The sequence below is a fragment of the Actinomadura coerulea genome (assembly GCF_014208105.1).
GTDB classification, from domain to species: domain Bacteria; phylum Actinomycetota; class Actinomycetes; order Streptosporangiales; family Streptosporangiaceae; genus Spirillospora; species Spirillospora coerulea.
Genome location: NZ_JACHMQ010000001.1, coordinates 740,434 through 763,291 on the forward strand (window position 1 = coordinate 740,434; position 22,858 = coordinate 763,291).

Genomic DNA, 22,858 nt, shown 5'->3' on the forward strand with positions numbered 1-22,858 from the left:
CGTCCGTGGACGCGCCGCCCGAACAGCACTTCACCGGTCGTGGTTCGACCGGTGGAGCCCTGCGGATCGGTCGGGCGGCATCGAGCCGCCCGACCGCGCCTGTGCTCCAGGCGTTACGGAACACCTGGTCCCCGCGGTGCGCGGGCCTCTCAGTTCAGGCCGAACAGCGCGGAGACCTGCTGTGCCAGGGTTTCCTTGGTGACCGAGAAGTCCACCTTGAGCCCGTGAAGGCCCAGGTGCCGGATCTGGTCCTCGATCCGGTCGGTGAACATCGCGTCGCGCTGGAGGACGTTCTCCAGCGCTTGCTCCGGGTCACCGGTCTTGGCGATGAATCCCCACTCCAGGCCGCCGCGGTGCTGGAACACCGACTTGCGGAACTCTGGCGTGGGCAGCAGCCACACCGCCTGGTCCTCCCGTGTCAGCAGTGGCCGGACGAGGCCCGGCAGCAGCCGGAAGCCCTCGGCGATCACTGGCCGGTCGTCGGGAAGTTCCAGAAGATCCTTGATGATCTCGGAGAATCCCTCCCCCTGGTACCAGTGGAAGGTGTCGAGCATCACGCGGGGATCCCTGTCCACCCACCGCTCGTTCATGTTCATGGCCTTGAAGCCCCTCAGGTAGGGGGCCTGCTCCACGGGCATGCGACGGGCGTGGACGGGCATGGTCGCGTCTGTGTCGTACAGGTACACCTCTCCCTGGTCGGCGAGGCGCCGGGCGGTGGTCGTCTTGCCGCCGCCGCTGCCGCCGCCGATCCAGCGGACGTGACGCAACCGCTCCCGCACCATGGCGAGGGGAGAGCCGGCGTCAGTGAAGATGGTCTCCGCCGGATCGGCGTGAGTGGTGAGCGGCTTGGTGCCGCCGATGTCTTGCGGAGCGACCCTTGCGCTGTCCATGCGCTGCATAGGGTTGCCTCCCGGTGTGAGTTGGCTTTGTCCAGCTGTTGATCGGCTGGACCTTTCCGCCGTGGACCGCAGGGTCCATGGCACATGATCATCATGATCCACCTAGAGGTGGTTTGTCTAACGCCCCGGTGTTGCATGGGAGGTGCCCCGACTGCCTTCCGGAGCAGGGGCGCAAAGCTCTTTATTCACGGCGGGCCGGGTGGTTGTCCGTAGTCTAGCTACCTTCTTTGACCTGCTGTTTTGTTGGATTCCAGACCGTCGGCCCGCGAGGATGTGGGCGTTGGTGCGACGGTGCGGGTGGAGGACGGAGGGCGGCTTTCGATCTGCCTCTCATCGGCCTGTTATTGGAACGTTCCGAGGCAGATCGTGCCCTCGAAATTCCTCCTCGCCGCCGAAATGTCTCGACCGGCGCCGAAATCCAATCACCAAGTCGGTGTGCTCATTCGCCGTGAATCCGGGCGGCGTCCCGGCGGTCGCCGGCCGGGCTGCTCGGACATCGGGGACGCGACCCGCCGGCATGTGCCGCCGGCCAACGTTGCCTCTCGGGACGGTGAGCCCAGAGTGGCCCAGTGAACCCTTCCAGGCCATATCGCACTAAGTGACACTGCAACTCCGGAGAGACGCCGCGTCCGGCGGCGCGACCCCGGAAGCGCTCGGCCGTCTTCCCGCCGTCTCTGTGCCGCGCCGCTCCGGCGGCGTGGCCGCGGGGAGCCCGGACGACCCTGAGGAGGAAGCTGTGCATCTCACCCCGCACGAGCAGGAGCGCCTGATGATCCATGTGGCCGCCGACGTGGCGGCCGGGCGCCGGGCTCGTGGGCTCCGGCTGAACTATCCCGAAGCGGTGGCGCTGCTGACCGCGCACGTGCTCGAAGGGGCCAGGGACGGCAGGACCGTCCGCGAACTGATGGCCTCGGGACGGGGCGTGCTCACGCGCCGGGAGGTGATGCAGGGCGTGCCCGAGATGATCGAGATGATCCAGGTGGAGGCGACCTTCCCGGACGGGACCAAGCTGGTGACCATCACCGACCCCATCCCGGCGCGGCCCGACGTCGCCGCGCCGGGGCAGGTCGAGCACCCGGAGCAGGCGGAGCCCGTGCGGATCAACGAAGGGCTGCCGGTGACGAGGGTGGAGGTCCGCAACGCCGGTGACCGCGCGGTGCAGGTCGGTTCGCACTACCACTTCTACGAGGTGAACCCGGCGCTGGAGATCCGGCCGGTACCGGTGGCGGCGGATGCGGAACCCGACCGGGAGTGCGCGTACGGCAAGCGCCTGAACATACCCGCGGGCAAGTCGCGGCGCTTCGAGACGGCCTGCCGCGTCGAGGTCGATCTGGTTCCGCTGCGGGGGGAGCGCAAGGTCATGGGGCTTCGCGGGATGGTCGGAGGTGAGCTGCGTGACTGAGCCCGAGGTGTGCCGTCCCCGGCTGGAGCGCGCGGAGTACGCCGACCTGTACGGGCCCACCGCGGGCGACCGGATCCGGCTCGCCGACACCGACCTGTGGATCGAAATCGACGAGGACTGGGCGGGCGGCCCGGGGCACAGCGGTGACGAGGTGGTCTTCGGCGGCGGCAAGGTGATCCGCGAGTCGATGGGCCAGTCCCGCCTGTCGCGCGCCGAGGGCGCTCCGGACACGGTGATCACCGGGGCGGTGATCCTGGACCACTGGGGCGTCGTCAAGGCGGACGTCGCGCTGCGCGGCGGTGACATCGTCGCCCTGGGCAAGGCCTTCAACCCCGAGACCATGGACCGGCGCCACGACGACCACGCGGTCGCCACCGACATCGTGATCGGCCCGGAGACCGAGATCATCGCAGGCAACGGCAAGATCCTCACCGCTGGCGGGGTGGACACCCACGTCCACTTCATCTGCCCCGAGCAGCTCGACGAGGCGCTCGGCTCGGGCGTGACGACGCTCATCGGCGGCGGCACGGGGCCCGCCGAGGGGAGCAAGGCCACCACCGTCACGTCGGGTTCCTGGCACATCACCTCCCTGCTGGAGGCGCTGGACGGCTCGGCCGTCAACATCGGGCTGCTCGGCCAGGGCGCGACGATGTCCGCGGACTCCATGCGAGACCAGCTCGGCGCGGGGGTCATCGGGTTCAAGGTGCACGAGGACTGGGGCGCCACCCCCGCCGTCATCGACGCCTGCCTGCGGGTCTGCGAGGAGTCGGGCGCGCAGCTGGCCATCCACGCCGACACCCTCAACGAGGCCGGTTCCCTGGAGAGCACGCTGGAGGCCATCGCGGGCCGCTGCATCCACGCCTTCCACGTGGAGGGAGCGGGCGGCGGACACGCCCCCGACATGATCGAGATGGCGTCCCGGCGCAACGTGCTGCCCGCGTCCACCAACCCCACCCGGCCGCTGACGGTCAACACCGTCACCGAGCACCTCGACATGCTGATGGTCTGCCATCACCTCAACCCGAAGGTCACGGAGGACCTGGCCTTCGCCGAGTCGCGGATCCGGCCGTCCACGATGGCGGCCGAGGACGTCCTGCACGACATGGGCGCCATCTCCATCATGTCCTCCGACGCCCAGGCGATGGGGCGCATCGGCGAGATGGTCCTGCGGACCTGGCAGACCGCGCATGTGATGAAGCGGCAGCGCGGCCCGCTGGACGGCGACGGGGCCGCCGACAACCTGCGGGCCCGCCGCTACGTCGCCAAGTACACCATCAACCCCGCCATCGCCCAGGGCATCGCCCACCGGGTCGGCTCGGTGGAGACCGGAAAGCTCGCCGACCTGGTCCTGTGGGAGCCGGCGTTCTTCGGTGTCAAGCCCTACCTGGTGATCAAGGGCGGGCAGATCGCCTGCGCGCAGGTCGGTGACGCCAACGCCGCCGTCCCGACCCCGCAGCCGGTGCTTCCCCGCCGCATGTTCGGCGCCCTCGGGCACGCCCCGGGCGGAAACTCGGTCAACTTCGTCACCGAACGGTTCGCCGGGGGCGTACCCGGCCTCCGCAAGCCCTTCGAGACCATCACCAGCACCCGGGGGCTGACCAAGGCCGACATGCGCGAGAACGACGCCCTCCCGCGCATCGACGTCGACCCCGACAGCTTCACCGTGGTGATCGACGGCAGCGGGGGAGCGGCCGAGCAGGACGACCGGAGCCGGGACGTCAGCGTGGAGGTCGGCGAGGACGCGGTCGCGCCGGACTACCGCACCGAACTGCCCATGGCCCAGCGGTACTTCCTGTTCTGACCGGTCCCCACCCCCTGGAGCCACGATGAGCCCGGTGTCGCTTCTGATTCTCGGTGACGGACGTTTCCCCTCCGGAGGCCACGCGCACTCCGGAGGCGCTGAGGCCGCCGTCGCGGCCGGACGCGTCCGCGACGCCGCGACCCTGGAGGACTTCTGCCGCGGGCGGCTGGCCACCACCGGCCTGGTCGCGGCCTCTCTGGCCGCCGCCGCGGCGGCCGGACACGACCCGCTGGTCCTGGACGACGCCGCCGACGCGCGCACGCCCTCCCCGGCGCTGCGCCGGGCGGCGCGCAGGCTCGGACGGCAGCTGACGCGCGCCGTCCGCGCCGTCTGGCCCAGCCCCGAACTGGAGCACCTGGCGGCCGCACGTCCCGCCGGCGCGCACCAGCCCGTCGTGCTCGGCGTCGCCGCGCGCACGGCCGGGCTGACGCCGCGGAACGCCGCCCAGGCCGCCGCCTACGACAGCGTCAGCGCCCCGGTGACCGCAGCGGTACGCCTGCTCGGCCTCGACCCCTTCCAGGCCGCCGCCGTCGCCGCCCGCCTCGCCGGCGACATGGAGGACGTCGCCGCGGAGGCCGCCCGCCATGCCGCGCGGCTGCCGGTGGACGGGGTGGACGCGCTGCCCGCCGCGTCCGCCCCGCTCCTGGACATCACCGCCGAACAGCACGCGGCCTGGCCGGTACGCCTTTTCGCCAGCTGAACACCGTCTCCCGACCACCACACCTGGATGGCCCCATGCACCTGCACCGCACCGACCCGGTCATCGACGACATCATTCCCCCCGCCGCGGCCCGTTCCGGCGGCCGTCCCCGCCCGCTGCGCATCGGCCTGGGCGGGCCGGTGGGCTCCGGCAAGACCGCCACCGTCGCCGCCCTGTGCAGGCGGCTGCGCGACACCCTGTCCATCGCGGTGGTGACCAACGACATCTACACCCGTGAAGACGCCGAGGCCCTGCTGCGCCAGGCGGTGCTGCCCCCCGAGCGGATCACCGCCGTCGAGACCGGCGCCTGCCCGCACACCGCCATCCGCGACGACATCTCCGCCAACCTCGAAGCCGTCGAGGACCTCCAGGAACGGATCGGCTCCCTCGACCTCGTCCTGATCGAATCCGGCGGCGACAACCTCACCGCCACCTTCTCCAAGGGCCTGGTCGACCACCAGATCTTCCTCATCGACGTCGCGGGCGGCGACGACATCCCCCGCAAGGGCGGCCCCGGCGTCACCACCGCCGACCTGCTGGTCATCAACAAGGCGGACCTCGCCCCGCATGTCGGCGCCGATCTCGGCGCCATGGAACGCGACGCCAAGGCCGCGCGCGGCCCCCTGCCCGTCGTCCTCACCAGCGTCAAGGCCGACCACGGCGTCGACCCCATTGCGGACTGGGTCCGCCGCCGCCTCGCCGAGCAGGCCGCGGATCGGGCATGACCGCGGCGCCGCCCTCCCGGACCGCGCCGCGCGCCGCCGACGCGCCGCCCGCTTCCCACTCGCCCGCCTCCTACGGGGTGCATGCCACCGCCCGCGTCAGAGCCGAGGCGGCGGACGGAGTCACCGATCTGCCGCTGCTCCACGGCGACGGCCCGTTCGCGCTCCGCCGGCTGCGCCCGCGCGGCCCGCAGGCGCGCGTCTGCCTCCTGAACACCATGAGCGCCCCGCACAACGGCGACCGCCTGCGCGTCGAGGCCGTCGTCGGGCCGGGCGCCGACCTGCACGTCCTCTCCGCCGCCGCCACGGTCGCCCTGCCCGGCCCGGCGCCCGGGCACGCCGTCCTCGACGTGGCGCTGAGCGTGGCGGACTCCGCGCGACTGCTCTGGCTGCCCGAACCCGTCATCTCCGCCACCGGAAGCGACCTGCGCCAGCACATCCGCGTCGACCTGGCCCGCGGCGCCCGGCTCGTCCTGGGCGAGCAGCAGATCCTCGGCCGCGCACACGAGCCGACCGGACGGCTGGCCGGCCGCGTCACCGTCCGCCACGGCGAACGGACACTGCTGGACCAGCACACCGCCTACGGCCCCGGCGCCCCCGGCTGGGACGGCCCCGCCGTGCTGGCCGGCTACCGCGCCGTCGGCCAGCTCCTCGTCATCGACCCCGCGTACCGAGACCGTCCGCCCGGCACGCGGATCCTCGACGACATCCCGGCGCGCGCACACGGCGTCATCACCCCGCTCGCCGGCCCAGGCGTCCTCCTCACCGCCGTGGCCCCGGACGCCGGCGACCTCCGCCGCTGCCTGGATGCCGCACTCCGCCACCTGATCGACGCTGAACGTTGACTTGCGGCGTGTTGCCCTTAAGCGAGCGCTGATAAGGGCAACACGCCGCAAGTCAACGTAGCGGCGGGGTGCCGGGTTCGGTTGATGATGTTGCCTGGGTTGTCGGTCAGGAACGCGACGCGCTGACCGATCTCCGCCACCGCCATGGGCCCGCCGAGCAACGCCACGCCCAGGTCGCGCAGTTCGGACACGACCGCGTCGAGATCGGGGACGGCGAGGCAGAAGTGGTGCAGGCGCGCCGGGTCCATGCTCGACAGGATGTCGCCGGTCGGTGCCTGGCGGCGAGGACGAGACCGGGATGCGGCCGGCGGCCGTGTCCGGCGTTCCGCCCCCGCCCGCGGCTGAATCCGAGCGGCCACCGCCGCACGTCAACGCCCGCACCGGCGTTCCCGCGAGTCCACGGCATGATGGCGCCATGGCTCATGTCGCGCTGTTCCACTCCATCCTCGGGCTGCGCTCCGCCGAACTCGCCGCGGCCGAGCGACTGCGGCGCGCCGGGCATGAGGTCCTCGCACCGGACCTGTTCGGCGGCCGTACCGCGACCACGCTCGACCAGGGGTTCCGGACAGCCGGCCAGGTCGGCTGGACGACGGTGGTCGAGCGCGCCCGCCGAGCCCTCCAGGCCATGCCGGACGACACGGTGCTGGCCGGCCTGTCGATGGGCGCGGGCGTCGTCGGCGCCGTCTGGCCCGAGCGCCCCGACACCGCCGGGGTCCTCCTGCTGCACGCCCCCGCCGAGATCCCGGCGTCCGTCCGGCCGGGCCTCCGGGTGCAGCTGCACGCCGCCGACCCGGACCACTTCGCACCGCCCGACCAGGTCGCCGCCCTGCGGCGCTCGGCCCGGGCCGCCGGCGCCGAGCTGGAGATCTTCCGCTACCCGGGCGTCGGCCACTTCTACACCGACCCCGGATTCCCCGACCACGACTCCGCTGCGTCCGAGCTGACCTGGAGCAGGGTGCTCGACTTCCTCGCCTCGGCGTGAAGCCGCGCGCGTGCGCGGCCAACGTCGCCCGCGACGGCACCGGACGGGGCCCAGGGCGCTCGTGCCCGGTAGCCGGGGCCGGAGGCGCGGCCCCGTAATCGCCCGGTGGTGACGGCTCGTTAATTGATCTGCATTTCGGGCCACTGGTCTTCCCGGCGCGGGACATTTTCGAGGCGTGGTAAGGACCACGGCAGGGCGGAGGTACGCTCGGTATCCGGCCGCGTGCATTGTGTGGCGGGAAACGATGTCGATTTGCTCTCACCGCAAGGCGTGGCGGCATGAAACGCGTATCCGGGGGGACGCATCCCGGCCGAGCGGCGATCGCTTTCGTGCTTTCGGTGTGGCGGCACGAGTCCGTTGATCGTTGGCCTTGGCATAAGGAGAAGACATCGAAATGACCGTGTCGCAGCAGGAGCCGACGCCCCCCGGAGACGACCTGCTCTCCTCCCCGTCCGACGATCGCGCGCACCGGATCCGCCGCGCTCTGGAGCGGCTGATCGGCGTGGCGGCGACGGAGGGCAACGCCGTGACGCCCATGCGCAACGGGGACGAGATCTTCCCCCGGATGCTGGACGAGATCGCCGGGGCGCGGCGCACCATCGACATGATGACCTATGTGTACTGGCGCGGGGACATCGCCCACCGGTTCGCCGACGCGCTGTCGGAGCGCGCCCGCGCGGGGGTGCGGGTCCGGCTGCTCCTGGACGGCATCGGCGCCTGGCAGATCGAGAAAGACCTGGTGGAGCGGATGGAGCGGGCGGGCGTGACGGTCGCCTGGTTCCGCAAGCCCGTGTACGTGTCGCCGTTCAAGCAGAACCACCGCTGCCACCGAAAGGTGCTGGTGGTGGACGAGCGGACGGCCTTCACCGGCGGGGTGGGCATCGCGGAGGAATGGTGCGGCGACGCCCGGGACGAGAGCGAGTGGCGCGACAGCCATTTCCGGGTCCGCGGCCCCGCGGTGGACGGGATCGCGGCCGCGTTCGCGCAGAACTGGGCCGAGTGCCACGACACGCTGTTCGACGACCGCGACCGTTTCATCGGCCATGAGCCGGCCGGCGACGCCGTGGTGCAGGTGGTGCGGGGGTCGGCCAGCGTCGGCTGGCAGGACATGCAGACCCTTCTCCGCGTCGTCCTGCAGCTGGCCGAGCGGCGGCTGCGGGTGGCCTCGGCGTATTTCGCGCCCGACGACTACTTCGTCAATCTGCTGTGCGGGACCGTCGCCCGCGGGGTCGAGGTGGAGATGCTCCTGCCCGGTCCGCACGCCGACAAGCGCGTGAGCCGCCTGGCGAGCCAGCGGCATTACGAGGACCTTTTGAAGTGCGGCGTGCGCATTAACCAGTTCCAGCCGTCGATGCTGCACACCAAAATTCTCACCATGGACGGAATGGTCTCGCTGATCGGGTCCACGAACTTCAACCGGCGGTCCCTCGACCACGACGAGGAGGTCATGCTGGCCGTGATCGACAAGGATCTGACCGCGACCCTGGACGCCCATTTCGAGGAGGACCTCGCGCGCAGCCAGCGGGTCGACCACGCCCGGTGGGCCCGGCGTTCCGTGACGCAGCGCGCCAAGGAAATGTCGATCATGCCCATTCGCCGTTTCCTCTAGTCCGGCGTTCCGGGAGGGGTCCTGAAGCGGTACGGGGTGAAGGTCGTGCCGTCCACGAGGAGGTCGCAGCGGTCGATGGTGGCGTCGGCGGTGAAGTGGGCCTGCTCGCGGACGGCCCAGTCCTCCCAGGCCCCGGCGTACTCGGGGCCGTCCCGGTCGAGGGCGCGGGCGCGGCGCAGGTCGTACGGTGCGTCGATCCAGATCCGGTAGGCGGCGGGCGCCTTCGCCCACGCGGAGCCGACGCCCTCGATGAGCAGCACAGGCGCGGGCGGGACGCTCTCCTCGGGGCCGTAGCGGTCGTCGTGCCAGTCGTAGCGGCGCAGCACGGCGGGGCGCCCGTCCCGCAGCGGGCCCAGCACCGCCTGCCGGAGGGGGCGCCACCAGGTGAGGGGGTCCGCGTCCCACGGCACCCGGAAGTCGTCCGACCGGACGACCGGGGCGCCGACCAGGACCTCCGCCAGGTGACCCGCGAACGTGGACTTGCCCGCGCCGCTCGGGCCGTCCACCGCGACGATCCGCACCGGGCCGCAGGACGGCGGCAGCGCGAGCAGCCGCGCGGCGAGCGCGGAGTAGGTCACGCTGGAGGAGGCCCCACCGGGGTGGGACGCGGCAGACTGCGGCACGGACGGCATACTTCCAGGTACCGAGCCGGCCTTTGCACGGAGCCGTCCCCCAGGAGCCCCCAGAAGGAGAACGTCCTTTGCCCGGACCGCTCGAAGGCATCGTGATCGTCGACCTCAGCCGTGTCGTGGCGGGCCCGCAGGCCACCATGACGCTCGCCGACCTCGGCGCCCGCGTGATCAAGGTCGAGCGGCCCGGAACCGGGGACGAGACCCGGGGCTGGGGGCCGCCGTTCGCGGGCGCCGACCGGGTGAGCACCTACTACCTGTCGATCAACCGGAACAAGGAGTCGATCACCCTCGACCTGAAGTCGCACGAGGGCCGGGACGTCCTCACCCGGCTCGTCCGGCACGCCGACGTGCTGGTGGAGAACTTCCGGGCGGGCGTGCTCGACCGGCTCGGCTTCCCGGTGGAGCGGCTGCACGAGCTGAACCCGGGGCTGGTCGTCCTGTCCATCACCGGGTTCGGGCACGACGGGCCCGAGGGCGGGCGGCCCGGCTACGACGCGGTCATGCAGGGCGAGGCGGGGATCATGAGCGTGACGGGGCCGCCCGGCACGCCGAGCAAGGTCGGCCTGTCGATCGCCGACATCCTCGCCGCGGGCAACGGCGTGGCGGGCGTGCTGGCCGCCCTGTACGAGCGGACCCGCACCGGGCGCGGGGCCGTCGTCCGCACCTCGCTGCTGGCGTCGGTGGTCGGCGCCCACATGTTCCAGGGGACGCGCTGGACCGTCGCCCGGGAGGTCCCCGAGTCGGTCGGCAACGACCACCCGTCCATCGCCCCCTACGGGACGTTCCGCTGCGAGGACGGGCAGATCCAGATCGGCGTGGCGAACCAGAGCCTGTGGCGCAGGTTCGCGCCGATCGTCGGCCTGGACCCCGATGACGCCCGTTACGCGACGATCCTCGACCGCACGGCCCGGCGCGCCGAGCTGACCGCCGACATCGAGCGGGTCCTCGCGGGCGGCACGCGCGACGCCTGGCTCGCGCGGTTCGGCGAGGCGGGCGTCCCGGCCGGGGCGATCCGGTCGATCGACGAGGTGTACGAGTGGGAGCAGACCCGCTCGCAGGGCCTGGTCGTCGAGGTGGAGCACCCGCGGCTCGGCCCGATCGAGCTGCCGGGGCCGCCGCTGCGCTTCGACGGCGCGCAGCCGCGCGAGCACACCGCGCCGCCGCTGCTGGGCGAGCACACCGGCGCGGTCATGGCCTGGCTGGAGGAACGGGAGAACGAGGAGAGGGGCGAGTGATGGACCTGCTCGGCGGGACGGGCGGCCCGGTGCGGGTCGCCGGACGTGAGCTGCCGCGCGACGAGCTGTTCGGCCGGGCGTCCGCCGTCGCCGCGGAGATCCGGGGCGCCGGCGCGGTCGCCGTGCACGCCACGGCGTCCCTGGAGACGGTCGCGGCGGTCGTGGGCGGGCTCCTCGCAGGCGTCCCCGTGGTGCCGCTGCCCCCCGACTCCGGGCCCGCCGAACGCGCGCACATCCTCGGCGACTCCGGCGCCGAGCTGATCCTCGCGGGCGGGAGGACGGAGGTCTCCGCCACGGAGCCGCCGCTCCTCCCGGTCGACTGGCTGTCGCCGCACGACGGCGGCGTCGACGCCGAGGCCGCCCCCGACGCGACCGCCCTGATCCTCTACACGAGCGGGACGACGGGGGCGCCGAAGGGCGTCCTGATCTCGCGGAGCGCCATCGCCGCCGGGCTCGACGCCCTCGCCGAGGCGTGGGCCTGGACGCCCGGCGACGTCCTGGTCCACGGGCTGCCGCTGTTCCACGTGCACGGGCTCGTCCTCGGCGTGCTCGGCCCCCTGCGGGTCGGTTCGCCCCTCGTCCACACAGGGCGCCCCAAGCCGGAGCTGTACGCGGCGGCGGCGCGGGACGACGGCGGCAGCCTGTTCTTCGGCGTCCCCACCGTCTGGTCGAGGACGGCCGCGGACCCGTCCACGGCCGGGGCCCTGAGCGGCGCGCGGCTGCTCGTCTCCGGCAGCGCCCCGCTGCCCGTGCCCGTGTTCGAGCGGCTCTCGGCCCTCACCGGGCACCGTCCGGTGGAGCGGTACGGCATGACCGAGACCCTCATCACGGTCAGCGCCCGCGCCGAGGGCGACCGCCGCCCCGGCTACGTCGGCACGCCGCTGCCCGGCGTCGAGACCCGCCTGGTGTCCGAGGACGGCGCCGCGGTCCCGCCGGACGGGGAGACGCCCGGGGAGCTGCACGTCCGGGCGCCGCTGCTGTTCAAGGGGTACCTCAACCGGCCCGAGGCGACCGCGGAGTCCTTCACCCCGGACGGCTGGTTCCGCACCGGCGACATCGCCACGATCGGCCCGGACGGCTGGCACCGGATCGTGGGGCGCGCGTCCACCGACCTGATCAAGAGCGGCGGCTACCGGATCGGCGCCGGCGAGATCGAGAACGCGCTGCTCGCCCACCCCGCCGTGCGGGAGGCCGCCGTCGTCGGCACGCCGCACGACGACCTCGGTGAGCAGGTCACGGCCTACGTCGTCGCCGACGGCGTCGGCGAGAGGCAGCTCATCGACTTCGTGGCCGAGCGCCTGTCGGCGCACAAGCGGCCCCGCGTCGTCCACCTGGTCGGCTCCCTGCCCCGCAACGCCATGGGCAAGGTCGTCAAGAGCCGCCTGAGCGAGCTCTAGGGGAGGAGTTCGGTGAGGACGGGCCGGTCCAGGTCGCGGGCGAACGACTCGGGGGCGTCCTCGCCCTCCGCGAAGTACTCCCTCACCCCTCTGGCCCACACGATTCCAAGGAGGACACGATGAAGCTCACGGTGTTCGGGGCGACCGGCGGCACCGGCGTCCAGGTCGTCCGGCGCGCGCTGGACGCCGGGCACGACGTGACCGCCGTCGTCCGCGATCCCGCGGCCCTGCCCGGCGAGATCCGCGCCTGCGCCGACGTCGTCCAGGCCGACGCCATGGACCTCCACGCCGGCCCGGGCGACGACCCGCTCACCAGGTTCGTGGTCAAACCGCTCTTCCTGGGCCCGCTCCTCAAGGCCACCGCGCTCCTCGACATCGCGGGCGACCCGTCCACCATCGGGCATGTCGTCAGCGTCGCGGCCTGAGGCGCCGCGACGGGCAGACACCTGTCATGCCGATCACCTGACGGCGCGCGCCGACCTGCACCTGTCCGAGGGCACCGTCCGCAACTACCTGTCCACCGCGATGGCGAAGATGGCCGAACCCACCCGCGTCCGCGCCGCCGTCGACATGGGCTGGATCTGAGCCGCCGGAAGTCGCCCTGCGGCGCCGCGCACACCGGGCGACGGGGCCTAGGCTTGGGGCCGTGAGCGAGCCATTGGTCGAGCGCATGCAGGGATTCGGCGAGACGATCTTCGCTGAGATGTCGGCACTGGCCGTCCGGACCGGGGCCATCAACCTGGGCCAGGGCTTCCCCGACGAGGACGGCCCGGCCGGGGTCCTGGACGCGGCGGTGGAGGCCATCCGGACGGGCGCGAACCAGTACCCTCCCGGCCCCGGGCTGCCCGAGCTGCGGGAGGCCGTGGCGGCGCAGCGCCTGGAGCGGTACGGGCTGTCGTTCGACCCGGCGACCGAGGTGTTCGTGACGGTCGGGGCCACCGAGGGGATCGCCGCGTCCGTGCTGTCGCTGGCGGGCCCGGGCGACGAGGTCGTCGTGTTCGAGCCGTACTACGACTCCTACGCCGCCGTGATCGCGCTCGCCGGGGCCGTCCGCAGGCCCGTCACGCTGCGCCCGGTGGAGGGGCGCTTCACCTTCGACCCCGATGAGCTGCGCGCCGCCGTCGGCCCCCGCACCCGGGCGATCCTGGTGAACTCGCCGCACAACCCGGCCGGCACCGTGTTCACGCGGGACGAGCTGGAGGTCATCGCGGACGTCTGCCGGGAGCGCGACCTGGTGGCGATCACCGACGAGGTGTACGAGTACCTGACGTTCGACGAGGCCGAGCACGTCCCGCTGGCGACGCTCGACGGCATGCGCGAGCGGACGGTGTCGGTGTCGTCCGCGGGCAAGTCGTTCTCCGTCACCGGGTGGAAGACCGGGTGGGTGACGGCGCCCGCCTCCCACATCCGGGCCGTCCAGACGGTGAAGCAGTTCCTCACCTACGCCGTCAGCGCCCCCTACCAGCACGCCGCCGCGTACGCGCTGCGCAACGAGATCCCGTGGGTGGAGGAGCTGCGCAAGTCCCTCCAGGCCAAGCGTGACCGGCTCATCACCGGCCTGGAGGCGGCCGGGTTCACGACCTGCCGCCCGCAGGGCACCTACTTCGTGCAGGCCGACATCCGCCCGCTCGGCTTCACCGACGGCAGGGAGCTGGCCCGCGCACTTCCGGAGAAGGCGGGCGTCGTCGCGATCCCGAGCCAGGTGTTCTACGACCACGCCGAGGCGGGCGCCCACTTCGTCCGGTTCGCGTTCTGCAAGAAGGACGAGGTCATCGACGAGGCCGTGAGCCGCCTCGCGCGCCTGCGCTGAGGGGCGCCCGCGCCGCGGGCGCGGTGGAGGACCACCGGAACCTGCCGAAGAAACGGCGTCCGTTGGGCGGAATTCGCCCGTGAGGGGCGGCCGCCGCGCGGGTTAGCGTCCGTCCCGTGACCTGGGGCCATGCGGGCGGACGCGGCGGAGGGCCGGCGGGGCCGGGACGGTCGTCGAGGGCCGGCCCCGGGTAGAGACCGGTCAACACGGCAGGTGAGGAGCGATGACGGTGCCCGATCCGATCGAAGTCCGCAAGATCCCCATTGAGAGCGTGGCCGACGCGTCCGGGCTGGCCCGGCTGATCGACGACGGCGTGCTGGAGGCCGACCGGGTCCTCGCCGTCGTCGGCAAGACCGAGGGCAACGGCGGCGTGAACGACTACACGCGGCTGCTCGCCGACCGGGCGTTCCGCGAGGTGCTCCTCGCCAAGGGCACCCGGACGGCGGACGAGGTGGCGCGGGTACCGCTGGTGTGGTCGGGCGGCACCGACGGGGTGCTCAGCCCGCACGCGACCGTCTTCGCCACCGCCGACCCCGCCCGCGTCCCCGCCTCCGACGAGCCGCGGCTGTCGGTCGGCGTCGCGATGAGCGAGGTCATCCTGCCCGAGGACATCGGCCGTCCCGCGATGGTGGAGACGGTCGCCGCGGGGGTCCGCGAGGCCATGAAGACCGCCGGGATCGACGATCCGGCCGACGTCCACTACGTGCAGACCAAGACGCCGCTGCTCACCCTCGACACGATCAACGACGCGAAGGCGCGCGACCGCGACGTGGTCACCGAGGACACCCTCAAGTCCATGGACATCTCCAACTCCACGACCGCGCTCGGCATCGCCGTCGCGCTCGGCGAGATCGAGCCGCCGTCCGCCGAGCGGATCCACAGGGACCTGTCGCTGTACTCGTCGGTCGCGTCGTGCTCGTCCGGCGTCGAGCTGGACCGGGCGCAGATCGTGGTCGTCGGGAACGTGCGCGGCATCGGCGGCCGGTACCGGGCGGGGCACGGGGTGATGAAGGACGCGCTCGACGCCGACGGGATCTGGGACGCCGTCCGGTCGACGGGCCTGGACCTGCCCGACCGGCCCCGCACCTCCGACCTCGGCGACCGGCTCGTCAACGTGTTCGTCAAGTGCGAGGCCGACCCGCGCGGCTCGGTCCGGGGCCGCCGCAACATCATGCTGGACGACTCCGACGTGCACTGGCACCGGCAGATCAAGGCGTGCGTCGGCGGTGTCGCCGCGTCCGTCACCGGCGACCCGGCGGTGTTCGTGTCGGTCGCGGCGGTGCACCAGGGGCCGTCCGGCGGCGGCACCGTCGCGGCCATCGCCGACCTCGGCTGAGGACGCCGCCGACGCGGAGAGTATCCGCGGAGTAGCCCCTCGCGGTCGCCCGAGGCTATAGCCTTCCTGGCGTGTCCGGACTGACCATTCCCGAACCACAGTTCCCCGGGGACGACGGAAGCGCCGACCCCCGGTTGTGCGAGGCGCTCGCCGGGTACGCGTCCGGCCGCGTCGGCGTCCACACGGTGCTGCGGCGGCTCCAGGGAGCGCGGCTGCTGGTGCCGATCGTCGCCGTGCTCACCGAGGAGGAGCCCGCGGCGCCCGGCGAGCTGCGGCGGGAGAAGTCGAGCGACATGGCGCTGCCGACCCTGATCGGCGACGACGGGCGGCGCGGCGTGCTCGGCTTCACCTGCACCGAGACGATGAAGGCCTGGCGCGCCGACGCCCGCCCGGTCGCGGTGCGGGCCGGCGACGCCTGCCGCGCCGCCCTCGACGAGGGGGCGGACGCCCTGGTGGTGGACGTGGCGGGCCCGGTCCCGTTCGCCGTGGACGGGCTGCGCCTGCACCTGCTCGCCGACGGCCGCCCGATCCCGCCGCCGCACGAGGACCCCGACGTCCTCGCCGCGGTCGAGGCCGCGTTCGGCTCCGACCCCTCCGTCAGCGGGGTCCGCGTCGTCGAGGGCACCTCCGCGGAGATCGCCGTCCGGTTCGCCGTCGTGCCCGGGCACGACGAGCGCGGCACCGTCCAGCGGGTCTCCGACCGCCTCGCCGAACTGCTGCGCGGCCGGATCGTCGGCGGCGTCGAACTGAACGTGCTGCGCCGGTAGCGGCCCCGGGCGGACGGCGCCGGAAAACCGTTGGCGCCGTCCGCGGCGGCTCTGCGACGCTGGCGCCATGGTCGATGTCGACGCCTTCCTCGCTGACGGATACGTCCGGGTGGAGCAGGCGTTCCCCCGGGAACTGGCCGCCGAGTGCCGCGACATCCTGTGGCGCGACACCGGCTGCGACCCCGGCGATCCCGCGACGTGGACGCGCCCGGTCGTGCGGCTCGGCGACCACGCCGAGGAGCCGTTCCGCGCCGCCGTGAACACCGGGCCGCTGCACGCCGCGTTCGACGCCGTCGTCGGGAAGGGAGCCTGGCTGCCGCGCGCCGGCCTCGGCACGTTCCCGGTGCGGTTCCCCAGCGACCAGCCGCCCGGCGACGACGGCTGGCACATCGACGCGAGCTTCCCCGGCGACGACCCGGCCGACTTCATGTCCTACCGGGTGAACGCCGCGTCGAAGGGCCGCGCGCTGCTGATGCTGTTCCTGTTCTCCGACGTGGGGGAGGACGACGGGCCGACCCGCATCCGCGTCGGCTCGCACCTGGACGTCCCGCCGATCCTGGAGCCCGCCGGAGAGGCCGGCCTGGCGTTCATGGACCTGGCGGCCAAGGCCGTCCCGGCGACCGAGCACCGCCCGCTCGCCTACGCCACGGGGCGGGCGGGCGACGTGTACCTGTGCCACCCGTTCCTGGTGCACGCCGCGCAGGCGCACCGGGGCACCGTCCCCCGGTTCATGGCGCAGCCGCCCCTGCTCCCGGCGGGCCCGCTGCCCCCGTCGTCCCCCGTTCGGGTCGCGATCGACCGGGCCCTCGCCCGCTCCTGACCCCGAGACGAGGGCGTGACGGTCAGAACCAGGTGGTGGGGAGGCCGTGGGACGGGCCCTCGCCGAGGATCACCGGCTCCCCGCCCGGCCACAGCCGCAGCGTCACGACGTGCAGGACGTTGAGCCGCGAGGCGTCGCGGCCCTCGAACGACAGGTGCGCCACGGGCGCTTCGGGGGTGGCCGCCGCCCCGGCCAGCTCGATGCTCCGGTCGACGCGCGCGGCCTCGTCCCGCGACATGTACGCGCGCATCGTCGAGTGCCACACGACCGTGGCGACGCCCTCCTCGGGAGCCAGCCCCTCCAGGAAGTCGGCGGCGCCCGCCTTCACGACCGTCGCGGGGACCCGCGCGGCTACCTCGAACGCCGCCCGCAGCCGCGCCACCCGGGCCGCCTGGTCGGGCCACACGTACGACAGGAGCCGCCGCTGCCCGGCGGGCGAGGCCGCGTCCAGCGGGTTCGGGTCGCATCCCCGCCGCTCGGCGACGGCGAGCGGCGCGCCCACCGGGGGGAGGCCCAGCCAGGCGTCCGGCAGGACGACCGGCGACTCCGGCCCGTAAGCGCCGCTCTCGTGCCGCAGCCGGAAGCGGTCGGCGCGCAGGTTCAGGCCCGCGCTGGCCCCGATCTCCAGCAGCCTGACCGGCAAGGACCGGTCCGGGGCGCCCGCGGGGCGGCAGGCGTCCGCGATCGCGAGGAGCCCGCCGACGAGCGGGGCCGCCCGCCCGACCTCGTTGGTCTGCGGCGGGTCGAGGAGGCCGTCGCGGATCTCGGCCGCGTGCTCGGCCAGCACCTCCCGGAACGCCGGCCAGGCCCGCAGAGGGTCCCGCGTCCCGCCGGCGGTCGGGTAGTGCGCGGCCAGCTCCGGCGCCCGCCCCTCGAGGACGAGCCGGTGCACCGTCCCGAGCATGCCCAGGATGTAGCCGGTCTGCGTGCGCTCCCCGAGCACGTCCGTCACGACCGTGCCCGGATCCTCCGCCGCCCGCAGGAGCAGTTCGGCGTACATCGGCGACCCCAGCTGGGCGGACGCCCGCGCCTGGCCCAGCAGCGCCCGCCTCGTCTCGGCCCCTTCAGGCCCGGTTCCGCTCATCGCCACCTCCCCGGCGAGCCTCTCAGATGCTGGACGCCCGTCACGGGCGGGCGCGCGAAGTCAATAGGATTCCTCCCATGCTGCGATGGTTGACCGCGGGGGAGTCCCATGGCCCGGCCCTGACCGCGATCGTGGAGGGGCTGCCGGCAGGAGTGCGCGTGACCTCGGGCGACATCGCCGAGGAACTGCGCCGCCGGAGACTCGGCCACGGGCGGGGCGCCCGGATGAAGTTCGAGCAGGACGAGGTCACGATCGTCGGCGGCGTCCGGCACGGGGTGACGCTCGGGGGGCCGGTCGCGATCGAGGTCGGCAACACCGAGTGGCCCAAGTGGGAGACGGTCATGTCGGCCGACCCCGTGGACGCCGACGTCCTCGCGGCCCAGGCCAGGAACGCCCCGCTGTCGCAGCCGAGGCCCGGCCACGCCGACCTGGTCGGCATGCAGAAGTACGGCTTCGACGACGCGCGGCCCGTCCTGGAGCGGGCGAGCGCGCGGGAGACGGCCGCGCGGGTCGCGCTCGGCACCGTCGCCAAGGCGTTCCTCAAGCAGGCCCTCGGCGTGGACGTCCTGAGCCACGTGATCGCGCTCGGCGAGGTCGAGGCCCCCGAGGGCGTCCTGCCCGAGCCCGGCGATCTGGCGCGGGTGGACGAGAGCCCGGTGCGCTGCTTCGACGGCGAGGCCTCGGCGCGGATGGTCGCGCACATCGACGAGACCAAGAAGGCCGGCGACACCCTCGGCGGCGTGGTGGAGGTCCTCGCCTACGGGCTCCCGCCGGGCCTCGGCAGCCACGTCCACTGGGACCGGCGACTGGACTCCCGGCTCGCCGGCATCCTCATGGGCATCCAGGCGATCAAGGGCGTGGAGCTCGGCGACGGGTTCACCACCGCGCGGCGGCCCGGCTCGCGGGCGCACGACGAGATCGACGCGACCCCCGGGGGGATCCGCCGCCGCACCAACCGGGCCGGCGGCGTCGAGGGCGGCATGACCACCGGCGAGGTGCTGCGGGTGCGCGCCGCGATGAAGCCGATCTCGACCGTGCCGCGGCGGCTCGACACGATCGACGTCACGACCGGCGAGCCCGCCAAGGCGATCAACCAGCGCAGCGACGTGACGGCCGTCCCGGCCGCCGGGGTGGTCGCCGAGGCGATGGTCGCGCTCGTCCTCGCGGACGCGGCGCTGGAGAAGTTCGGCGGCGACTCCGCCGAGGAGACCGCCCGCAACCTGCGCGGATACCTGTCCTCTTTGACGATCAAGTGAGCGTTGCGATGCGACCGAAGGCAGTCATCATCGGGCCGCCCGGCTCGGGCAAGTCCACGATCGGCGCCGGGCTGGCCGAGCGTCTCGGCGTCACGCTGCGCGACACCGACGCCGACGTCGAGCGGGCCGCGGGCAAGCCGATCGGCGAGATCTTCATCGACGACGGCGAGGAGCGCTTCCGCGAGATGGAGCGCGCCGCCGTCGCCGAGGCGCTGGCCGAGCACGAGGGCGTCGTCGCGCTCGGCGGCGGCGCCGTCCTCGCGGAGCCGACGCGGGAGCTCCTCGCCGGGCACACCGTCGTCTACCTGCGGGTCGGCCTGGCGGAGGCGATCAAGCGGGTGGGCCTGGCGTCGGCGCGGCCGCTGCTCGTGCTGAACCCGCGCAGCCAGATGCGCAAGCTCCTGGAGGAGCGGCTCCCGATCTACGAACGGCTCGGCACCGTGCACGTCGACACCGACGGGCGCGAGCCCGCCGAGATCGTCGAAGAGGTCGTCCAGGCCCTTGAGGGGAACGCGTGACGCGGGCCCGGGTGCACGTCGGCGGCGCCGACCCCTACGACGTCGTCATCGGGACGGGCGTCCTCGGCGAACTGCCCGCCCTGGTCGGGGAGCGGGCCCGGACCGTCGCCGTCGTCCACGCCGAGGGGCTGCCGCAGATCGCCCGCCCCGTGTGCGGGGCGCTCGAACGGGCGGGGTACGCCGTGCACGCGCTGCCCGTCCCGGACGGCGAGGCCGCCAAGGAGGTCGGCGTCCTCGCCGGGCTGTGGTCGTCCTTCGCCCGCCTCGGCATGACCCGGACGGACGTCGTCGTCGGCGTCGGCGGCGGCGCGACCACCGACCTGGCCGGGTTCGCGGCGGCCTCGTGGCTGCGCGGCGTCCGGGCGGTGCTCGTCCCGACGACGCTGCTCGGCATGGTGGACGCGGCGGTCGGCGGCAAGACCGGCATCAACGTCCCCGAGGGCAAGAACCTCGTCGGCGCGTTCCACCCGCCCGCCGGCGTCCTGTGCGACCTCGCCACGCTGGTGACGATGCCGCGCGAGGACTACATCAGCGGCCTCGCCGAGATCATCAAGGCCGGGTTCATCGCCGACCCGCGGATCCTCGCCCTGGTCGAGGACGACCCGAAGGGCGCCGCGCACCCCGACGGCCCGCACACCCGCGAGCTGGTCGAACGGGCCGTTCGGGTCAAGGCCGGCGTCGTGTCGGCCGACCTGAGGGAGAGCGGCCTGCGCGAGATCCTGAACTACGGCCACACGCTCGCGCACGCCATCGAGAAGAACGAGGACTACCGGTTCCGCCACGGCCACGCCGTCGCGATCGGCATGGTGTACGCCGCCGAGCTGTCCCGCCTCGCAGGCCGGCTGCCCGCCGACGCCGTGCGGCGGCACCGCGACATCCTGGAGGCCGTGGGCCTGCCGGTCTCCTACGCCGCCGACTGGGCCGGCCTGCGCGCCACCATGACCATCGACAAGAAGTCGCGGGGCGCCACGCTCCGGTTCGTCGTCCTCGACGGCATCGCCGAGCCGGGCCGCCTCGAGGGCCCGGACGAGGACCTGCTCGCCGCCGCCTACCGGGAGATCGCCCGATGACCCGCGTCCTGGTCCTGAACGGCCCCAACCTGCGCCGCCTCGGCGTCCGGGAGCCCGACACCTACGGCACGGCCAGCTTCGACGACCTGGTCGCCGTCTGCCGCGACGCCGGGCGCCGCCTCGACCTGCGGGTCGAGGTCCGGCAGACCGACGACGAGGCCGAGATGATGCGCTGGCTCCACGAGGCCGCCGACGAGCGCGTCCCCGTCGTGCTGAACCCGGCCGCGTTCACGCACTACTCCTACGCGCTGCGGGACGCGGTCGCCCAGCGCACCGCCCCGCTCGTCGAGGTCCACATCACCAACCCGGCCGCCCGCGAGGAGTTCCGGCACAACTCCGTCGTCGCCGGCGTCGCCACGGGGACCATCGCCGGCTTCGGCACCATGTCCTACGTCCTCGCCCTCCAGGCCGTGGCCGAGCTGGTCGCCGAGAACTCCTAGCCTGTGTTCACGCGGCAGGTCACGCGTTCGCGCGCGTGGCCGGGGCCACTTCGAGACAGCCCTTAGCCTTCGGCGGCGCCGCGGGCCATGTCCTTGAGCTCGGCGACGACGTCGTCGAGGGGGGCGACGTCGCGGTGGGCGCGGCACAGGATGGTGGCGCCCTCCACGGCCGCGACGATCAGGCGGGCCAGGCGGGCCGCGCGGTCGTCGGGGACGCCGGCGTTGCCGAGCCCGGTGGCGAGGGTGTCCTGCCAGCGCGCGAACGCCGCCGCGGCGGCCGCGGCGAGTTGCGGGGCCTCGTCGTGGGACTCGACGGTGACGGCGACGACGGGGCAGCCGGCGCGGAACTCGCTCTTGATCAGGACCTGCCGCCACCAGCCGGTGAAGGCGTCCACGGCGGACGCGGCGTCGCCGCCCTCGGTCGCGGCGAGGATGCCGGCGTTGAGGAACTCGCCGGCGTAGCGGACGGCCTCCTCGGCGAGCTGCGCCTTGCCGCCGGGGAAGTGGTGGTAGATCGACCCGCGCGGGGCGCCGCTGTGCGTGATGACGTCGCGGAACCCGGTGCCGCTGTAGCCGCGCTCGCGGAAGAGGTAGGCGGCGCTGCGCACCATGCGTTCCCTGCTGTCCGTCCCCATGGGACGATTATGACATTCATCATACGGTTCTCGTGTTGAGCATGACGATCGTCATGGAGAACTTCGGCCATGCCGGACGTCACAGCGGCTACCCGCGAGTAGGGTCACCTCAGGCACGCGATTCAGGCACGGCTCCGGCAGCGGGCCGGGCAGGGGAGAAGGAGACGTTCTTGATCGACCTCCAGCGCGACGGAGACGTGTACGTCCTGCGGTTCGACGCGGGCGAGAACCGGTTCGGCCCCGACTTCCTCGACGCCGTGGAGGGGGCCCTCGACTCGGTGGCGAAGAACGAGGGCCCGGGCGCGCTCGTCACCGTCGGCACCGGCAAGTTCTACTCCAACGGCCTCGACCTGGAGTGGCTCGGCGCCAACCAGGGCAGGTTCGAGGAGTACCTGCGGCGCGTGCACGCCCTGTACGCGCGCGTCCTGTCGCTGCCGATGCCGACGGTCGCGGCGCTGAACGGCCACGCCTTCGCGGGGGGCGGCATGCTCGCCCTCGCCCACGACTTCGCCGTCATGCGCACCGACCGCGGCTACTTCTGCCTCCCGGAGGTGGACCTCGGGATGAGCTTCACCCCCGGGATGAACGCGCTGATCACCGCGCGGCTGCCGAAGGCCACCGCCCACGAGGCGATGATCACCGGCCGGCGCTACGCCGCGGAGCAGGCGCGCGAGGCCGGGATCGTGCAGCGCACCGCGTCCGAGGAGGAGGTGCTGCCCGCCGCCGTGGAGTGGGCGGCGTCGCTGGCGAGCAAGAACGGGGCGGTCGTGGCGACGATCCGCACCGCGATGTACCGGCGGGCGCTGGACGCGCTGAACGGCCCCGCGCTGCCGTGACCCCTCCTCCCGGCCGCGGACGGGGAGTAGGTTACGTTCGACTGGAATCGGATTCGGTTTAG

Annotated in this window: 25 protein-coding genes; 20 read left to right on the forward strand and 5 right to left on the reverse strand. The window is 73.4% G+C overall.

What is annotated here, in order from left to right; genetic code table 11:
- Nucleotides 1-149 precede the first annotated feature (149 nt).
- Nucleotides 150-890, reverse strand: a complete 741-nt coding sequence (locus BKA00_RS03500) for a hypothetical protein (RefSeq protein ID WP_221492999.1) — start codon at nt 888-890, stop codon at nt 150-152.
- A 745-nt stretch (nt 891-1,635) separates the two neighbouring features.
- On the opposite strand from BKA00_RS03500, the gene BKA00_RS03505 reads away from it, so the two are divergent.
- Genes BKA00_RS03505 through BKA00_RS03525 form a run of 5 tightly spaced genes read left to right on the forward strand, consistent with a single transcriptional unit; the run spans nt 1,636 to nt 6,369 of the window.
- Nucleotides 1,636-2,301 (forward strand): urease subunit gamma, encoded by a 666-nt coding sequence (locus tag BKA00_RS03505; protein ID WP_185023546.1) that lies wholly within the window; start codon nt 1,636-1,638, stop codon nt 2,299-2,301.
- Nucleotides 2,294-4,102 carry an urease subunit alpha gene (locus BKA00_RS03510; protein ID WP_230298483.1) on the forward strand — a complete coding sequence of 603 codons (1,809 nt, stop codon included), beginning with the start codon at nt 2,294-2,296 and terminating at the stop codon, nt 4,100-4,102. The genes BKA00_RS03505 and BKA00_RS03510 overlap by 8 nt, the downstream gene beginning before the upstream one ends.
- 25 nt (nt 4,103-4,127) lie before the next feature.
- Entirely contained in the window at nt 4,128-4,802 is a 675-nt protein-coding gene (locus BKA00_RS03515; RefSeq protein WP_185023547.1) for an urease accessory protein UreF, read from the forward strand.
- Nucleotides 4,803-4,837: 35 nt separating this feature from the next.
- A complete protein-coding gene (ureG, locus tag BKA00_RS03520) occupies nt 4,838-5,527 on the forward strand; it encodes an urease accessory protein UreG (RefSeq protein WP_185023548.1) in 690 nt (229 codons plus the stop codon).
- Nucleotides 5,524-6,369: an urease accessory protein UreD gene (locus BKA00_RS03525; RefSeq protein WP_185023549.1), complete on the forward strand. Its 846-nt coding sequence runs from the start codon at nt 5,524-5,526 to the stop codon at nt 6,367-6,369. The genes ureG and BKA00_RS03525 overlap by 4 nt, the downstream gene beginning before the upstream one ends.
- 17 nt (nt 6,370-6,386) lie before the next feature.
- On the opposite strand, the gene BKA00_RS03530 is transcribed toward BKA00_RS03525, so the two are convergent.
- Nucleotides 6,387-6,617, reverse strand: a complete 231-nt coding sequence (locus tag BKA00_RS03530; protein ID WP_185023550.1) for a VOC family protein — start codon at nt 6,615-6,617, stop codon at nt 6,387-6,389.
- A gap of 167 nt (nt 6,618-6,784) precedes the next feature.
- Between BKA00_RS03530 and BKA00_RS03535 the strand changes: the two genes are divergently transcribed.
- Together BKA00_RS03535 and BKA00_RS03540 are read left to right on the forward strand one after the other, a co-directional pair.
- Complete coding sequence (locus BKA00_RS03535) at nt 6,785-7,351, forward strand: dienelactone hydrolase family protein (protein WP_185023551.1); 567 nt, start codon at nt 6,785-6,787, stop codon at nt 7,349-7,351.
- A gap of 394 nt (nt 7,352-7,745) precedes the next feature.
- A complete protein-coding gene (locus BKA00_RS03540; RefSeq protein WP_185023552.1) occupies nt 7,746-8,960 on the forward strand; it encodes a phospholipase D-like domain-containing protein in 1,215 nt (404 codons plus the stop codon).
- On the opposite strand, the gene BKA00_RS03545 is transcribed toward BKA00_RS03540, so the two are convergent.
- On the reverse strand, nt 8,957-9,583 hold the full coding sequence (locus BKA00_RS03545) for a uridine kinase family protein (protein WP_230298482.1): 627 nt from the start codon (nt 9,581-9,583) through the stop codon (nt 8,957-8,959). The genes BKA00_RS03540 and BKA00_RS03545 overlap by 4 nt on opposite strands.
- A 77-nt stretch (nt 9,584-9,660) precedes the next feature.
- On the opposite strand from BKA00_RS03545, the gene BKA00_RS03550 reads away from it, so the two are divergent.
- The 8 genes from BKA00_RS03550 to BKA00_RS03585 all read left to right on the forward strand — a co-directional run bounded on the left by BKA00_RS03550 (nt 9,661) and on the right by BKA00_RS03585 (nt 16,957).
- The gene (locus BKA00_RS03550; protein WP_185023554.1) at nt 9,661-10,827 is read left to right on the forward strand and encodes a CaiB/BaiF CoA transferase family protein; all 1,167 of its coding nucleotides are present in this window, start codon (nt 9,661-9,663) and stop codon (nt 10,825-10,827) included.
- The gene (locus tag BKA00_RS03555) at nt 10,827-12,224 is read left to right on the forward strand and encodes an acyl-CoA synthetase (RefSeq protein ID WP_185023555.1); all 1,398 of its coding nucleotides are present in this window, start codon (nt 10,827-10,829) and stop codon (nt 12,222-12,224) included. The genes BKA00_RS03550 and BKA00_RS03555 overlap by 1 nt, the downstream gene beginning before the upstream one ends.
- Before the next feature lie 119 nt (nt 12,225-12,343).
- Nucleotides 12,344-12,649: an NAD(P)H-binding protein gene (locus BKA00_RS39665; RefSeq protein ID WP_268248187.1), complete on the forward strand. Its 306-nt coding sequence runs from the start codon at nt 12,344-12,346 to the stop codon at nt 12,647-12,649.
- Complete coding sequence (locus tag BKA00_RS03565; RefSeq protein ID WP_221493000.1) at nt 12,627-12,809, forward strand: helix-turn-helix domain-containing protein; 183 nt, start codon at nt 12,627-12,629, stop codon at nt 12,807-12,809. The genes BKA00_RS39665 and BKA00_RS03565 overlap by 23 nt, the downstream gene beginning before the upstream one ends.
- Before the next feature lie 61 nt (nt 12,810-12,870).
- Nucleotides 12,871-14,034: a pyridoxal phosphate-dependent aminotransferase gene (locus BKA00_RS03570; protein WP_185023556.1), complete on the forward strand. Its 1,164-nt coding sequence runs from the start codon at nt 12,871-12,873 to the stop codon at nt 14,032-14,034.
- Nucleotides 14,035-14,257: 223 nt separating this feature from the next.
- Complete coding sequence (gene bar / locus BKA00_RS03575; RefSeq protein WP_221493001.1) at nt 14,258-15,370, forward strand: barbiturase; 1,113 nt, start codon at nt 14,258-14,260, stop codon at nt 15,368-15,370.
- A gap of 71 nt (nt 15,371-15,441) precedes the next feature.
- Nucleotides 15,442-16,137, forward strand: a complete 696-nt coding sequence (locus tag BKA00_RS03580) for an SseB family protein (protein ID WP_185023558.1) — start codon at nt 15,442-15,444, stop codon at nt 16,135-16,137.
- A gap of 67 nt (nt 16,138-16,204) precedes the next feature.
- Nucleotides 16,205-16,957 (forward strand): phytanoyl-CoA dioxygenase family protein, encoded by a 753-nt coding sequence (locus BKA00_RS03585; RefSeq protein ID WP_185023559.1) that lies wholly within the window; start codon nt 16,205-16,207, stop codon nt 16,955-16,957.
- A gap of 22 nt (nt 16,958-16,979) precedes the next feature.
- On the opposite strand, the gene BKA00_RS03590 is transcribed toward BKA00_RS03585, so the two are convergent.
- Nucleotides 16,980-18,041, reverse strand: coding sequence for a DUF2332 domain-containing protein (locus BKA00_RS03590; protein ID WP_185023560.1), 1,062 nt, complete (start codon nt 18,039-18,041; stop codon nt 16,980-16,982).
- A 77-nt stretch (nt 18,042-18,118) separates the two neighbouring features.
- Between BKA00_RS03590 and aroC the strand changes: the two genes are divergently transcribed.
- From aroC to aroQ, 4 genes are read left to right on the forward strand one after another with little or no spacing between them, the layout of a single operon-like run.
- Nucleotides 18,119-19,297, forward strand: a complete 1,179-nt coding sequence (gene aroC, locus BKA00_RS03595) for a chorismate synthase (protein WP_185023561.1) — start codon at nt 18,119-18,121, stop codon at nt 19,295-19,297.
- 8 nt (nt 19,298-19,305) lie between these two features.
- The gene (locus BKA00_RS03600) at nt 19,306-19,815 is read left to right on the forward strand and encodes a shikimate kinase (RefSeq protein ID WP_185023562.1); all 510 of its coding nucleotides are present in this window, start codon (nt 19,306-19,308) and stop codon (nt 19,813-19,815) included.
- Nucleotides 19,812-20,885 carry a 3-dehydroquinate synthase gene (aroB, locus tag BKA00_RS03605; protein WP_185023563.1) on the forward strand — a complete coding sequence of 358 codons (1,074 nt, stop codon included), beginning with the start codon at nt 19,812-19,814 and terminating at the stop codon, nt 20,883-20,885. The genes BKA00_RS03600 and aroB overlap by 4 nt, the downstream gene beginning before the upstream one ends.
- Nucleotides 20,882-21,325, forward strand: a complete 444-nt coding sequence (gene aroQ / locus BKA00_RS03610; protein WP_185023564.1) for a type II 3-dehydroquinate dehydratase — start codon at nt 20,882-20,884, stop codon at nt 21,323-21,325. The genes aroB and aroQ overlap by 4 nt, the downstream gene beginning before the upstream one ends.
- Before the next feature lie 62 nt (nt 21,326-21,387).
- Here the strand turns inward: aroQ and BKA00_RS03615 are convergent, their stop codons facing one another.
- Entirely contained in the window at nt 21,388-21,960 is a 573-nt protein-coding gene (locus BKA00_RS03615; protein WP_185023565.1) for a TetR/AcrR family transcriptional regulator, read from the reverse strand.
- Between the two features lie 170 nt (nt 21,961-22,130).
- Here BKA00_RS03615 and BKA00_RS03620 point away from each other — a divergent pair, with 170 nt between their 5' ends.
- Nucleotides 22,131-22,796 carry an enoyl-CoA hydratase-related protein gene (locus BKA00_RS03620; protein ID WP_185023566.1) on the forward strand — a complete coding sequence of 222 codons (666 nt, stop codon included), beginning with the start codon at nt 22,131-22,133 and terminating at the stop codon, nt 22,794-22,796.
- Nucleotides 22,797-22,858 lie beyond the last annotated feature (62 nt).

Coding starts and splice junctions, on each gene's coding strand:
- BKA00_RS39665 (WP_268248187.1), top strand. CDS start 12,344: ATGAAGCTCACGGTGTTCGGGGCGACCGGCGGCACCGGCGTCCAGGTC.
- BKA00_RS03585 (WP_185023559.1), top strand. CDS start 16,205: ATGGTCGATGTCGACGCCTTCCTCGCTGACGGATACGTCCGGGTGGAG.
- BKA00_RS03535 (WP_185023551.1), top strand. CDS start 6,785: ATGGCTCATGTCGCGCTGTTCCACTCCATCCTCGGGCTGCGCTCCGCC.
- BKA00_RS03500 (WP_221492999.1), bottom strand. CDS start 890: ATGGACAGCGCAAGGGTCGCTCCGCAAGACATCGGCGGCACCAAGCCG.
- BKA00_RS03600 (WP_185023562.1), top strand. CDS start 19,306: ATGCGACCGAAGGCAGTCATCATCGGGCCGCCCGGCTCGGGCAAGTCC.
- BKA00_RS03555 (WP_185023555.1), top strand. CDS start 10,827: ATGGACCTGCTCGGCGGGACGGGCGGCCCGGTGCGGGTCGCCGGACGT.
- BKA00_RS03540 (WP_185023552.1), top strand. CDS start 7,746: ATGACCGTGTCGCAGCAGGAGCCGACGCCCCCCGGAGACGACCTGCTC.
- bar (WP_221493001.1), top strand. CDS start 14,258: ATGACGGTGCCCGATCCGATCGAAGTCCGCAAGATCCCCATTGAGAGC.
- aroC (WP_185023561.1), top strand. CDS start 18,119: ATGCTGCGATGGTTGACCGCGGGGGAGTCCCATGGCCCGGCCCTGACC.
- aroQ (WP_185023564.1), top strand. CDS start 20,882: ATGACCCGCGTCCTGGTCCTGAACGGCCCCAACCTGCGCCGCCTCGGC.
- BKA00_RS03615 (WP_185023565.1), bottom strand. CDS start 21,960: ATGGGGACGGACAGCAGGGAACGCATGGTGCGCAGCGCCGCCTACCTC.
- ureG (WP_185023548.1), top strand. CDS start 4,838: ATGCACCTGCACCGCACCGACCCGGTCATCGACGACATCATTCCCCCC.
- BKA00_RS03525 (WP_185023549.1), top strand. CDS start 5,524: ATGACCGCGGCGCCGCCCTCCCGGACCGCGCCGCGCGCCGCCGACGCG.
- BKA00_RS03515 (WP_185023547.1), top strand. CDS start 4,128: ATGAGCCCGGTGTCGCTTCTGATTCTCGGTGACGGACGTTTCCCCTCC.
- BKA00_RS03530 (WP_185023550.1), bottom strand. CDS start 6,617: ATGGACCCGGCGCGCCTGCACCACTTCTGCCTCGCCGTCCCCGATCTC.
- BKA00_RS03565 (WP_221493000.1), top strand. CDS start 12,627: ATGTCGTCAGCGTCGCGGCCTGAGGCGCCGCGACGGGCAGACACCTGT.
- BKA00_RS03590 (WP_185023560.1), bottom strand. CDS start 18,041: ATGAGCGGAACCGGGCCTGAAGGGGCCGAGACGAGGCGGGCGCTGCTG.